This window comes from Nitrospirota bacterium, from assembly GCA_040756155.1.
Lineage (GTDB): Bacteria > Nitrospirota > Thermodesulfovibrionia > JACRGW01 > JBFLZU01 > JBFLZU01.
This window is the reverse complement of the sequence record JBFLZU010000001.1, coordinates 7,109-20,908: the sequence shown is the minus strand read 5'-3', so window position 1 is coordinate 20,908 and position 13,800 is coordinate 7,109. Positions and strand designations below refer to the sequence as shown.

At 38.9% G+C, this 13,800-nt stretch carries 11 protein-coding genes and 1 pseudogene; 3 read left to right on the top strand and 9 right to left on the bottom strand.

The genetic code is table 11. From position 1 onward, the window contains the following. On the top strand, positions 1-1,104 hold a 1,104-nt coding region (locus AB1488_00095), incomplete at its 5' end, for a hypothetical protein (GenBank protein ID MEW6408507.1). 177 nt (positions 1,105-1,281) lie between these two features. Here AB1488_00095 and mtaB read toward each other — a convergent pair. From mtaB to AB1488_00065, 6 genes and pseudogenes are all read right to left on the bottom strand, one after another. Continuing rightward, positions 1,282-2,607 (bottom strand): tRNA (N(6)-L-threonylcarbamoyladenosine(37)-C(2))-methylthiotransferase MtaB, encoded by a 1,326-nt coding sequence (mtaB, locus tag AB1488_00090; protein ID MEW6408506.1) that lies wholly within the window; start codon positions 2,605-2,607, stop codon positions 1,282-1,284. 7 nt (positions 2,608-2,614) lie between these two features. After that, complete coding sequence (miaB, locus tag AB1488_00085; protein ID MEW6408505.1) at positions 2,615-3,946, bottom strand: tRNA (N6-isopentenyl adenosine(37)-C2)-methylthiotransferase MiaB; 1,332 nt, start codon at positions 3,944-3,946, stop codon at positions 2,615-2,617. Then, positions 3,874-5,508 carry a recombinase family protein gene (locus AB1488_00080; GenBank protein ID MEW6408504.1) on the bottom strand — a complete coding sequence of 545 codons (1,635 nt, stop codon included), beginning with the start codon at positions 5,506-5,508 and terminating at the stop codon, positions 3,874-3,876. The genes miaB and AB1488_00080 overlap by 73 nt, the downstream gene beginning before the upstream one ends. Before the next feature lie 8 nt (positions 5,509-5,516). Next, entirely contained in the window at positions 5,517-7,088 is a 1,572-nt protein-coding gene (locus AB1488_00075) for a hypothetical protein (protein ID MEW6408503.1), read from the bottom strand. Positions 7,089-7,463: 375 nt separating this feature from the next. Beyond that, positions 7,464-7,691 carry a DUF433 domain-containing protein gene (locus AB1488_00070; protein MEW6408502.1) on the bottom strand — a complete coding sequence of 76 codons (228 nt, stop codon included), beginning with the start codon at positions 7,689-7,691 and terminating at the stop codon, positions 7,464-7,466. Between the two features lie 32 nt (positions 7,692-7,723). Continuing rightward, positions 7,724-8,508: pseudogene (locus AB1488_00065) on the bottom strand (UvrD-helicase domain-containing protein). A 321-nt stretch (positions 8,509-8,829) separates the two neighbouring features. Between AB1488_00065 and AB1488_00060 the strand changes: the two are divergent. Together AB1488_00060 and AB1488_00055 are read left to right on the top strand one after the other, a co-directional pair. Further along, complete coding sequence (locus AB1488_00060) at positions 8,830-9,060, top strand: AbrB/MazE/SpoVT family DNA-binding domain-containing protein (GenBank protein ID MEW6408501.1); 231 nt, start codon at positions 8,830-8,832, stop codon at positions 9,058-9,060. Continuing rightward, on the top strand, positions 9,035-9,541 hold the full coding sequence (locus AB1488_00055) for a type II toxin-antitoxin system VapC family toxin (GenBank protein ID MEW6408500.1): 507 nt from the start codon (positions 9,035-9,037) through the stop codon (positions 9,539-9,541). The genes AB1488_00060 and AB1488_00055 overlap by 26 nt, the downstream gene beginning before the upstream one ends. Before the next feature lie 146 nt (positions 9,542-9,687). Here AB1488_00055 and AB1488_00050 read toward each other — a convergent pair whose 3' ends face one another. The 3 genes from AB1488_00050 to AB1488_00040 all read right to left on the bottom strand — a co-directional run. Further along, positions 9,688-11,970: a GspE/PulE family protein gene (locus tag AB1488_00050; GenBank protein MEW6408499.1), complete on the bottom strand. Its 2,283-nt coding sequence runs from the start codon at positions 11,968-11,970 to the stop codon at positions 9,688-9,690. A gap of 127 nt (positions 11,971-12,097) precedes the next feature. Next, entirely contained in the window at positions 12,098-12,877 is a 780-nt protein-coding gene (locus AB1488_00045; protein MEW6408498.1) for an SAM-dependent chlorinase/fluorinase, read from the bottom strand. Next, a partial coding sequence (locus AB1488_00040; protein ID MEW6408497.1) for a dihydroorotate dehydrogenase occupies positions 12,868-13,800 on the bottom strand: 933 nt, incomplete at its 5' end. The genes AB1488_00040 and AB1488_00045, both read right to left, overlap by 10 nt.

The window sequence follows — 13,800 nt, the reverse complement described above, 5'->3', positions numbered from 1 at the left end:
GAATCTATCGGTGGAAATTTCGTTATACTTGATGAGGATAGGGATATTGTCAGGATTATTCTCAAGAATAAGGTTATTGTGGATGTCTCTCGTTGTGAAGGGGAGGGGATAGAGGATGATCTCGTCATGAGGGATTTTACGATAGACGCCTTCGCATGGCATAAAGATAGGGGTATTATAGATGTATCAGGAGGGGTAAATGATTTAAAAAATAAGGTTATAAGGGCTATATCTGAGGAAAACCTTTTATCTGACCCATTACGCATGCTCAGGGCATACAGGATAGCCGCAGAGATTGGCGGTGTTATAGAGCCTGAGACAGAGAAGATGATAAAAAGATTCAGCCATATGATTACTTATTCTGCATGGGAAAGGATAACCGAGGAATTATTCAGATTACTCAATATACCACTATCACATCTTTATCTTAAGATGGCGACAGAGACAGGGGTGTTTAACAGGATAATCCCTGAGATCAAGGATACAGATTATGCTATTTCGATGTTAAGGGATGTTGAGATGTTCATAATGTCATTGCGAGCGATAGCGAAACAATCTCTGGGCAGTGGGATTGCTTCGGGACTAAAGTCCCTCGCAATGACATTTTCGTCAGGTATTCCATACTATTCAATCATAAAACTGTCAATCCTCTTAGAGGAATTATCCAGCGAAGTAAACACCATTACACGCAGGCTAAGATTAAGTAACAGATGGCGAAAACTTATACATAAAGCCGTCACCTCTATTGGGGAACTTGAGAAATATTTAAGAGGAGAGAGTGAAACAATAGATTTATTCTTATACTTCAATAAGATAGGTGAGACAAATAATGCAGTTATAATAATCACTGTGGCAAAACTATATCATAATAGGTCATTAGAATATAAAAAAGAAAGGTTATATCCATTGTTGCAGAAATATGACGCATACCTTGAGAGGGCGAAAGGGCTACCCATAATATCAGGTCATGAAATAATTCAGACATTAGGTATACCAGAAGGTCCGCGCATCGGGAGCATTTTAAAGAAGATAAACGACTCATATCTTATCGGGGAGGTAAATACCAGAGAAGAGGCGATAGATTACCTTAAGACCCATTTCTAATAAAAACTTAACATAATATATCTTATCAGACGTTGTATTTTCTTCACATTAATTGTTTATAACCTGTGATTAAGTATGTGGATAATATTCAGAAAGATTATGTCTTTTATAGGTGAAATATAATTTGCTTAATGATTGTGCAGTAAAATTATTTTTAAAATTCAATCACTTACGATTTCAGTAAGAATCAACATTCCTTGGCATTCCTAAGGTCATCCCCCTCTTTACTTGCTTAACAACAATCGGAATGATTTCTCCAATATTTTTAGCCTCTGTTTGGAGGTGAATCCTTATATAATTATGACTCAAGCCACTGTATAGCAATGACCTTTTATCAATCTTTGACTCTACAAGCACATCAATGGTCTTGTTTATATATTCGGTTCTAAATTCAATGTTCTTTTTATCTCCAAGTTCACGGATTCTTTTTGCTCTTAGTTTTTTAAGAGCCTCATTTATCTGGTCAGTTCTTTCAGCTGCTAAGGTTCCCCTGCGGGGCGAATACGGAAATACATGAAAGTAGCTTAATGGTAAAGAACTCAGAAGATTAAAGGTATTCATGAAGTTCTCCTCAGTTTCTCCAGGGAAACCAACAATTACATCTGTACCAATTGAAAGATCAGGTATCTGGTCTTTAAGAGAAAAAATCAATTCCCTGTAATATGAAGATGTATAGTTTCTCTTCATCTCGCTGAGAATTTTGTCATCCCCACTTTGAAGTGGTATATGGAGGTGTTTGCATATATTCGGTGAAGACCTGATAATATCAATTAATTCCTGTGTTATCTCTGCTGGTTCGATTGAACTTAGTCTTAAGCGAGTTGTCCCAACAATACTTAGAAGTTTGTTTAATAAATAAGTGATATCTATTGGATTTTTCAAATCTTTTCCATACATTCCAAGATGAATTCCTGAGATGACTATCTCTTTAAAACCTTTATCCACGAGGGTTATTGTGTGCTTGATTACATCTTCAAGTGGCATGCTCCTGTTTTTACCCCTTGCATAAGGCACAATACAATAAGAACAAAATGACTCACAGCCATCCTGTATCTTTAAGAATGCCCTTGTCCTGTTAAATGACTCTACGGGGATTGATGTTCGATAGTCGAGGGTCGAGAGTCGATCATGTGTATTGTCCCCGGTGAGGATCAGAGGCTTATTAGATGCTTTAGAGACTTCTAAGTAATTAATTATATTAAATTTTTCTGAATTGCCAATTATCGCATTTACACCGTTAATTGAAGCAAGCTCCTCAGGTTTTGTCTCAGCATAACAACCGGTAACTATAACCTTTGAGCCCTTTTTTCTCAGCGCCTTTCTTATGAGCTGGCGAGATTGATAATCGCTCTTCCCGGTAACTGTGCATGTATTTATCACATAGACATCTGCATCTGAATCAAATGGTACTACATTATGGTATGCATCAGATACAGCCTGTTTCATATAGGCGGTGTCATACTGATTTATCTTACAACCCAGGGTTGCAAAAGCGATCTTCATTTAGATCTTAGCTCAATATTCCATATAGTGAATGTCTATTGCCTTTTATTATCAATGTGTTAACAAGTATTCCTTCAAGTAATTTATCATTATTGAAAATAACAATTTTGTTTGTCCTTGTCCTGCCTGTAAGCTTATCCCTGTCTGTCTTACTTGGTCCTTCTACCAATACTTCTACCACCCTGCCCTCCATCTGTCTGTTTATCTTAGATGTTATATCATCCTGTAGGACAAGCACCTCTTCAAGCCTTTCGCTTTTTACCTCATCCTGTAGGTGGCCCGGTAATTTCAGCGCTGATGTATTAGGTCTTTTTGAATATTTAAATGCAAATATACCATCAAATTCGATCTCTTTGAGGGCTTTCAGGGTCTGCATGAAATCATTATCCGTCTCTCCAGGAAAACCCACGATTATGTCAGTAGTTATTGCTATATCTGGTATCTTTTTTCTCAAGAGTTCTATCCTGGCGATGTATTCACTGTAGTTGTAGCCCCTGTTCATTAATTTTAGGATCTTGTCTGAACCTGATTGGATCGGCAGGTGTATATGCTCACATACCTTGGGAAGTTCTTCCATAGCATCTATAAGCCTCTCAGAGAGGTCTCTGGGATGAGATGTCACGAACCTTATCCGCTCTATCCCATCTATATCGTTTATCAGGCATAAAAGTCCTGGAAAATCAATATCATCCTCCAGCCCTTTACCATAAGAGTTCACATTCTGTCCAAGCAGAGTGACCTCCTTATAGCCCTCATCTGCAAGCCTCTTTATTTCATCGCATATATCCCTATAGTCTCTGCTTCTTTCCCTACCTCTTGTGTATGGAACAATACAGAAAGAACAGAAATTATCGCAGCCATACATTATTGACACCCATGCGCTGACCCTGTTTGACCTGACCGCCGGGAGGGTCCTGAGATGATATTCAGGGTCATCATCTATATTAAGCGGCGTTACTTTACCTTCTAACATCAACTGTATCTTGCCGATATTCCTTGTACCTATGAGGTAGTCAACATGATCGAACCGCTTTAAGATACTCACACCCTCCTGCTGAGCAATACATCCTGCAACAGCTATCTTCAGCGAGGGATTCTTTTTCCTGAGTCTTCTAAATCTTCCAAGTTCGCTATAGAACTTCTGCTCTGCCTTTTCTCTTACACTACAGGTATTTATGATTATGAGGTCTGCACTATTCGGATACTCTGTAAGGGTGTAGCCTTCATTTCGTAGGATACCTGCAATCCTTTCAGAATCATGAAAGTTCATCTGACATCCGAAAGTCCTGATATAGACTCTCGGTGCAGATTTTTCATAACTCTTTGATTTTTCTGGCATAATGATTTTTGTTCCTTTTCAAAAAAGAAAAAATTAAAGGGGGCGAAAAAAGAAAAAGAAAAAATTTTCTTTTGGGCGATTTTGATGTTTTTAAAAAGCAGATTCAATATAAGTTTTTTAGTCTCTAAATCCATCGTTTTCTTGTTCGGATCATAGCTTTCCAAAAACTCTTCAACTCTCTCCAAATACTCTTTTGAACGCTCCCTCTCAATCTCTCTAACCTCTTGCAGAGCAATAAGTTTCTTCAATTCCTCTTCTTCTTTTCTTAGCCCTTCATTTTTCTGCTTGTATAGTTCTTCACTCAGCAAATTTTCCAAATAGGCATCGGTCAATTTTGACTGCTTTTTAAGGTTGTTTTCGAGCCTATTCTTGACCTTCTCAAGGTCAATTTTTGCGCTTTCTGCAAAAATGGGAAAATTTGCGTCATTTTTAAAAGTCACGTTCATCCATCGGCTCGTTTTTAGCTTGTCATTCTTGAGTAAGGTTTCTAATATCTCGGCAACTTCTGACTCTATCTCAATGGCTTTGATGCTCTTATTTTTGCATCTGATAAAACTTCTATAAGGCCCGGCGCAGCGATACCATCTCTTTTTAACGCCAGTTCGGTGGTTAGAGATAGAAGAAATGCCTAAGTATTTATGATTGCATTTCGCACAATAGAGAATCCCGGAAAGTGGATAATCGTTCGCCTTCTTTCGTCGTTCAATCCTTCGCGCTTTCAGCTTCTCTTGCACTGCCTCAAAATCTTCATCGGGGATTATAGGCTGATGCTTGCCTTGTGAAATGATAATTTTATCCGGCGGGTTCTTTAGATAACGATAGCCCTTCTTCGTCTTTTGGGTTTTATCGTAATGGTGGCTATTCCAAACAAGCTTTCCAGTATACATCCTATTTTTTAGAATATCGCCGATTAGCTTTGTGCTAAAGATATTGCCTTTTCTGTTGCGATAGCCTTTTTTCGTAAGGTATTCAGTGATAGCAAAGATGCTCTTATCACAAAGAAACATCGTATAGATGAGCTTGACAACTTTTGCCTCGTTCTCATCTATTTCTAGCAGTTTCTTTTCTTTATTGTATCTATATCCATAAGGCGCATACCGAGCGCCCTGCCAGTTTCCTTGCTGAACGCCTTTTACCATACCGGGGAATACCCTCTCAGCAATTCTATTTCTTTCAAACTCTGCAAAACTCCCCAACTGCTGAAACATAAGCTTGCCTGCTGACGTTGTCGTGTCAAATGGCTCGGTTACAGACTTAAATCCCACACCTGAAGAAAAAAGTTCATCCACAAGATTGAGGAGATCTTTAAGGTTACGGCTAAATCTGTCTATTTTATAGACCAAGACTAAATCAAATTTTTTCTGCTTGGCATCTTTTAGAAGTTGCTTCAAGGCAGGGCGCTCGGTAGTATAGCCGCTTATGCCATCATCCTGATAGACCTTGAATATCTCAAGGCCTTCTCGCTTAGCAAAAGATTCAAGATGTTCTCTCTGGACTTCAAGGGAATATCCTTCTTTTGCTTGATCTTCGGTAGAAACTCTAAGATATAATGATACCTTCATACGATACCCTATGAAATATAGCCTATTAATTCCTTAGTAATAACCCTATCAGCAAATTCAAATCTACCTTCTAATTTGATATCTTTGCCTTTCATATCCTCATCTATTTCATTTGGAAATTTAACAAGAAGATTGAGCTCTTCTGTCTTACGAGGGCCTATATTAAAAGGGAGTTTTGAAAGACGAGGATTGGTTTTATCTAATTTGCCTTTACCCAACAGCTCATTTTCTAACACGGCATCTTCTAAACACATATTGATATCACTCTTATTTCTAACTCTAAAAGAAAGGGCATATCCGATATCATGATACCCCTTTCTCCCACCTCCTGAACTTGCTCCAAAATGTTTGCGTTCTTCAGGTAAAATAATATCGAGTTCTGGCAACCTTTCTTCATATTTAAAACTTTGACGCCTAACCCAATCTTCGATTTTTGATAAGGCTTCCTCTTCTGATTTAAACGTCAATGGGTTTGCTATAGTATATTTAATAAGCCCTTCTATTGCTGTGCCTTCTTCATATAGCACTAAAGCCGGTATTGTTCGCCCTATTGATCTCAGATAAGCGGCAATAGCAACCTCTTGATTTATCCAAACCGAAGTATCATATTTACTTTCTTCTCGTTTATGTAAAATACCTATAAAACCTGTGCATTCTGTAAGGTTTTTAAATATGTGGGAATTCAAAGATTCTAGATCGTTCACCTTTTCAGCTAAAAAACAATTTACATTCTGCTTTTTTAAAAAGCCCTCAACCTTTATACCTAAAGCTTTTTCTCGTGCTGTCGACTGACCACAAGCAATAAAAACTAATTCTTTGGTTGATGATTTTGTAACTCCTGAAGTACTTGCCTTCATATGTTCAGCATAATCAAAAATACAATCTGGCATTTTGATTTGTGGAAATGGATTTTCTCTTATTTGAGAAACAATTGAATATATTTCTTGGTCTTTAGCTTTTAAAATTCGCGGAATTTTAATTAATTTTCTCTCTTTTTCTCTATCTAGAATCACGCAAACCGCCGCAGCTTTAAAATACCCAAGACTGGTTTCCGAAATGCCTGTATCAGTAAAATTATGATGCTCATCGTACCATTTTATTAGATGAGCAATCTCTTCCTGCTCCTTCTTTATCTCCTCGGGTACAGTTTTATACTGCCTAATAAGACCTGCTAAGAAGTCAGAAAGTTTTTTCAAACCTTGATAAAATACTTCATATAACCATGCAGGTTTTTCAAATTTAGCGCTATATCTTTGTAGCCAGTCTCTCTTTTCATTTAGAATCTCATCTGAAATATCAAAATGGGATATAAGTCCAGCTTGTCCTAATGTTGTATAGACTTGAAATTTGATAAAACCTTCTGTGGCATAATATCTATCACTTCCTTTTTCTGTAACAATAGAATTTTCAAAATCATCCATTGTGCTACGATTAAAAATAAAATTAAATCGTTGGCCTTTAGTGTCCACGCAAAAACAATACTGGTATGGACGAGGCTGAGTAACTTCGACTTCGGCTGTTGAAATAAGAGACTTAATAAGATTTATCACATAGTTTATTGCATTTTTGTACTTATCCATAAATCAATAAATCCTTTTTCCCTTTAAGGGGGCAGTTGCAAAGCAACTGCGGGTGGGCGGGGGATTTTCCCTATCTGCTTTTTAGTCATAACTGAGGAGTTATGACAGTCCCGCCACAGGCGGGACAAAAACATCAAAATCGTCCCTGCTATTGGCGGTGCTTTGCCCCCAAAAGAATTTCTTTTTTTCTTTTTGCCCCTTTAATTTTTTGTTTTCGGAAACGGAAAAGAAACTGCAATGTCAAAAGAATCAAAAACTTACAAAAATATGCCCAAAAATCTACATCCGGACTTTCGAATGACCCTTGGACTGTCCTCTCATAAAGATGAGGGTCGGACTTAAGATCAGCAGGGATGTTCTCATCTACGAAAATCTTCATGCAACGACTTCGTCAGGGATAACCTGTTCTTCAGTTAGTGAAGCAGCATATTCAATGCAGGCAAGAATATCATCTCTCTTTAAAGAAGGATAGTCCTCAAGAAGGGCATCAATTGTATCTCCATTTGCCAGCATGTGAAGTATCTGGTGAACGGGGATGCGAGTTCCCTTTATGCATGCCTGCCCATGACAAATCTTTGGGTCAACCGATATACGCTCAAGCATATTGAACCTCCTTTTTAATACTACATTCTATATTAAATAGAACCGCTTTTTCTATAACTAAAATAGTCATCATCAGAGATTATGATATGCTCTTGAAGGCTAATATCTACGGTATTAAGAGCCTTCTTTACAGCATCTGTAAGCATATTATCATTATCAGACGGTTCTGGCAAGCCACCCGGATGACTATGTGCAAGATCTTTCTCGGAAAGGCAATCGCTTCTGATACTGTTCCCTCTTCGAGGTCTTCTGAGTGTAGTAATTCGTTTTTGCTATTAAGATATAGCACATGAACTATCTCATTTTTACTTACGCCGATTGTTGCCTTGAGATAACTTATAAGTTCTTCAAGCTTTAGAAAAGATTTTCTCTCTAAAGCTGTTTGTCTGTAATACTCGGTTAAAACCCCTCGCATTGTTTTAAGAAGAAAAGCTGTGCTTTTTCCTATCCCTTTTACCTCTATAATTTTTTCAAGCGGGGCATCAAGAACATCGTATACTCTGTATTTAGAAACAAATTCCTGAAGAAGCTTAAAACAAAAACTGTGAATTGTCCCGACATACATATCGCCGACATCAGGTTGATGACCAACCAATTCTCGTATTTTCTGCCTAATGCGGAATTTTAATTCCTCAGCGGCTCGATCTGTGAATGTAAAAGCAATAATATTTTCTGGCCTGGTAATCCCTTTGCTGATAAGATAAACTATACGTTTTGAAACAAATTCAGTTTTCCCTGAACCAGCACATGCTATAACCTGAAGATTGCCTTTTAGAAGGTGTAGGTCTTTCTCGAATATTTTGTAAGAGTTATCCATAATTTAAATTTTACAATATTAAGCCCTAAACCTCTTGTATTTTCCCATAAATCATCTATTTTTTCCACTATATTAAAGGGGAGCAGGCACACAAAGAGCGTTGTGGAAGACCCGAAGGGTCTCAAGTGGGGTCAGGCTGGTTTCATGCATTTAGCATCTTCAGCACTTTTCTTATGGCATTCCGTCCCTTGTCACTATCCGACAGTTCTGGATATTCTTGACTTGACAAACAATTTCATTTGTGGTATTACTTAAAATAAAGGGTAACTATTTTAAGAGTTAAACAATAAATTAAGTTAGAATGAAAGGAGGATAATGTTAATGCTTATAGCTAAGGTATTAGGAAAAGGGCAGATTGTTATCCCAAAGGAGGCGAGAAAAAAGGCCAACCTTACCCCAGGGGATAAGGTAGAAGTTAAGGTAACAGAGGAAGGTATTGTTATTTTACCTTTCAAGAAGAGCTATACAGAAAGTTTTAAGGGTCTTGTTAAGGGAAAACTATCATTAGAGGAATTGGAAAGACTTCATGCAGAGAAATCTCAAAGACTTTAAAGGGAAAGAGGCTATTTTTATAGACGCCAACATTTTTCTGCATCATGCCTTTGATGTTAACCCCATCTCAGTAGACTTTTTGAAAAAGGTAGAGTCTTTTGATCTTAAAGCTTACACATCTGCTTTAGTGATAGAAGAGGTTATTTTTAAACTTATATTACAGTCAGCGTCTAACTTTCTGGACAAGATAACACTGCAAAATGTTAAAGTCCTTTTAAAGGATACCGAAAACAAAGAAAAGGTTTTTAGACCTGTAGAAAAATATAGGGGGTATATTAATAATCTTAAGGACTTTGGGCTGACGATTCTTGATCTGACAGACAAGGACATGGCAGTTGCTATCCAGGAAGCGAAGACATACGGACTCATTACAGCAGATGCTGCCCATATTGCAGTGATGGAAAGAAAAGGTATAACACATATGGCATCAAGCGATAGTGATTTTAATGTAGTGAATAATATAACCTTATGGTCACCTTGAAGAAAGTAACACCTTTTCTCCTAAATCTATTCCCCTCGAAGTAAACCCCGCACCCCTTGCTTCCGCAAGGGGCATTCTAATGGTATCTTTTGCACCACTTCATCCCCACTCTTCCGAGTGGGGCATTTTGTGGTGCGGGGTAAACGTTACGTAAGGCAGACGCTTCTTACCTGTTTTAAATCCGTGAATCCCTTAAATACCTTTGTAATCCCGTCCTGATAAAGGGTTCTCATTCCCTCTTTAATCGCATGTTCCCTGATTTCATCAACAGGTGCCTTCTTCGCTATGATGGGTTTTATTGTCTTTGTACCTACTAATAGTTCGTGTATGCCGGTTCTGCCCTTATAGCCTGTCTGGTTGCATTCGTTGCATCCCTTCGGCCTGTATAGAACAAGATTATCGTTATATTCTATGCCGAGTTCGGCGAAGAACTCTTTTCCATAATCATTAACCATTGTGAGAAATTCCTCTTCGGCTGGATGATATGACTCCTTGCATTTTTTGCATAAGGTGCGGATAAGCCTCTGAGCAAGCACACCAAGGAGGGCATCGGCAAAATTGAACGGGTCTATGCCCATATCTATCAATCTGGTAATAGTTTCAGGGGCACTGTTTGTGTGAAGGGTACTGAAGACAAGGTGTCCTGTAAGAGATGCCTCTATGCCTATTGAGGCTGTTTCATAGTCTCTCATCTCTCCCACCATGATAACATCAGGGTCAGCCCTCAGAAATGCGCGCATGGCCCTTGCGAAATTAAAGTCTATCTTTGGCTTGACCTCAACCTGCCTGAGACCTTCCTGAGTTATCTCTACAGGGTCTTCTGCTGTCCATATCTTCCTTTCAGGTGTATTTATAAGTGCCACGGCGGAGTGTAGTGTAGTGGTTTTACCCGAACCTGTGGGACCAACTACAAGAATAATCCCGTAAGGCTGAGAAACTATCTTCTTAAATTCTCTGTAATTCCTCTCGGAAAGGTTGAGCTGATTAAACGGGATAGCCTCGCTCGATGCAAGGATTCTCATCACCACATCTTCGCCCCCGACTGTCGGCAGCGTAGCAACGCGAAGCTCAATGTTTTTATCTTTATATGAAAACTTTATCTTGCCGTCCTGAGGAAGTCTTCTTTCTGCTATATCGAGGTTAGACATGATCTTGATTCTTGATGTAATAGCCCTGCTGTAGGATAAAGGTATTTCAAGGTGCCTTATACATGCTCCGTCAACCCTGAAGCGGACGTTTGTAATCTTCTTTGCCTTGGACGGCTCTACGTGGATATCCGACGCCCCTTTTTCATAACCGTCTATTATTATCTGGTTTACAAGTCGCACGATGGTGCTTGCGTTTTCATCGATTCCTGCCTCTGTGACCTCAGGATCAGGTTTTTCCTCCTTCACCTCCATCTCAGCAAGGATATCGGATATGTTACCAGCCACCCCTTCTTGCGTATCATACTCTAAAAATTTGATTATATCAGCCTTTAACCCCACATCGAACTCGACCTTCTTCTTAGAACCGAAAAGGCTCTTAATCTCCATCGTTTTGGGGTCTCTGGGATTGTCAATAAGAACCGTCACTGTATCTTCCGTGGTAGCAATAGGCACCCAGAAAGACTTTTTAAGATATGCGGGACTTAAACCTTTTATCAACTCTCGCGGGATAATCATGGTATTGCTGAACTCTACGAATCTGCATCCATAAAACTGACTTAAAGAAGTGCCAATATCTGATTTCTTAACCTTGTAATCTTCCATCAGAATCGCTTCAATATCCCTGGACTTTTCCCTTGCCTTCGCCATTGCCTCTTTCAGGTCGTTTTCGTTTATAATGTTCTGGCTGATCAGGTAATCAAATTTCGTGTGAAGCATACGGCTTTGATTGCGGAAGGCTATGCCGAGTATCCTTGCTATCTCTGAGACATTTTTCTCATCCAGATTGGTAAACGCCGGGGCATTTTTCTTATTTATAAACTGAATAACTCCGAGAAGCCTGTTCTCAAAAAGAATCGGTGCTGCCAGTATCTGCTTTGTCTTATAGCCTGTTTTTTGATCCCAGGAGCTGTCAAAATGAAGGTCGGTATCTATTGCGGAAAGATCGGTGGAATTGTAAACATCAGAGATGTTAACTAACCTTAAGAACTTTGCGGTAAAACCGGCAATACTTGTCGAGGATACAGGAACCCGTATCTCCTTTACCTCGTTGCCGACCATATACCTTGAGTAAAGTTCATTTTTAACGGTATCTAACGAGTAAATCGTAATCCTGTCGGCATCGAAGAGGCTCAATATTTCATCCTTGATCTTTATGAGTATCTCGTTTAAGTTGTTTGCGGAGTGTATCTTGTTCGTTACATACTTGAGTTTTTCATTGTACTGGAGCTGTCTCTCAAGATCCTGAGTCTTTGCCGTATCTTCTTTTCCTAATATACCCATCTGAACCTCTAACAAAATTATAACATTTTTTAATTTTCTGGAATAAAAAACTTTCTTTTAAAGTTTTAACTTTTAAAGATTTGCTACTTCCCACATTTTATTCCTGATAAACAGGCACTGCGAAGCTTCATATCCGTAAATAAACTTTTTCTCCTATATTTATTCCTAAAGAATCCTTTGCATTACCTCTGTAAATAAATATCTCAAGGTAACCTGAACTGTTAATCAGGGCTGAAGCTCCCCTCCCCTCTCCTTCTGCATAAAAATCTACAATACCACTTATCTCCTTATTTTTTATGACTATTTTAATGTCTTCACTGAACTGTTCTAAATTCCTTTTCGTTATATTTGTCATTATATTACCAAACCTGTCGATATAAATTACCTCACCCTCAAGAAGATTATCCCCCATTATCTTTGGGGAAGGGATTGGTAATCTTACCGGATTCTCTATAGGCTCGCCAAGTTTATCAGGTGCTATCCCTTTTGATAGCCATGCAGCTATCGGGGCAAAGATGTCCCTTCCATGAAATGTCGTATCCACCGTCTCTCTGAAATAGTAGCATGAGGTGGCGTGTATAACACTTTCAACCTTTTGATCATTATAGATAAAAGTAAAAATGCCATTGTCAGGACCTACAAAGTAATGTTTACCAGCATAGAAAAGTATTGGTCTTCTACTGCTTCCTACGCCCGGGTCAACTACAGCAACATGTATGGTCTCTGATGGGAAATACCTCCATGAGGATGCCAGAACAAAAGCCGCTTCGAGTATATCCTGTGGTGATATTTCATGTGATATATCTACAATATCAACATTTGGGTTTATACTCAGTATTACACCCTTCATTGAGGCAACAAAAGGGTCCTTCAAACCGAAGTCTGTTGTCAGGGTTATCAATCGCATTTTACTGTCCCGATCAAATCAGTTACACGACTGATTTTATTATCTAACATGAATTTTTCTATGCCTTCAATAATATCGATGGTCGCCCTTGGGTTGATGAAGTTAGCAGTTCCTACCGCTACTGCTGTAGCACCCACCATAATAAATTCCAGCGCATCCTCTGCAGACATAATACCTCCCATACCGATCACAGGGATGCTCACTGCCTTTGATACCTCCCATACCATCCTTACTGCGATAGGTCTTATTGCAGGTCCTGAAAGTCCACCTGTTATATTTGCGAGCCTTGGTCTCCTGCTTTTTATATCTATAGACATCCCGAGAAATGTATTTATCAGCGATATTGCGTCTGAACCTGAATCCTCAGATGCCTTCGCAAAATCTGTTATACTTATAACATTTGGTGAGAGTTTCGTTATCACAGGAATCTGTGTCGAGGTCTTCACAGACCGAATCAACCTTTTCAGAACCTTTACATCGGTTCCAAATATCATACCACCTTTCTTTACGTTTGGGCAGGAGACATTAAGTTCTAATGCTGATATACCATCAACACCATCCAGTCTTTCAGCAACCGCTACATATTCTTTTACTGTATATCCAAATATATTTACAATCACCCTGGTGTCAAACTGCCTGAGATATGGGAGTTTTTCTTTTAAGAAGACATCAACCCCAACATTTTGCAGTCCAATAGCATTAATCATACCTGAAGGGGTTTCACATATTCTCGGTGGAGGATTGCCCATTATAGGTTTTAGCGATATACCTTTCACCACGACTGCACCGAGCCTGCTGAGATCAACAAAATCAGCGTACTCCTCACCATAACCAAATGTTCCTGAAGCCGTCATCACGGGGTTTTTGAGGTGAATCCCTGCAATTTCTACTCTGAGATCAGGCTTCTTCGACTCTTTGCCCTT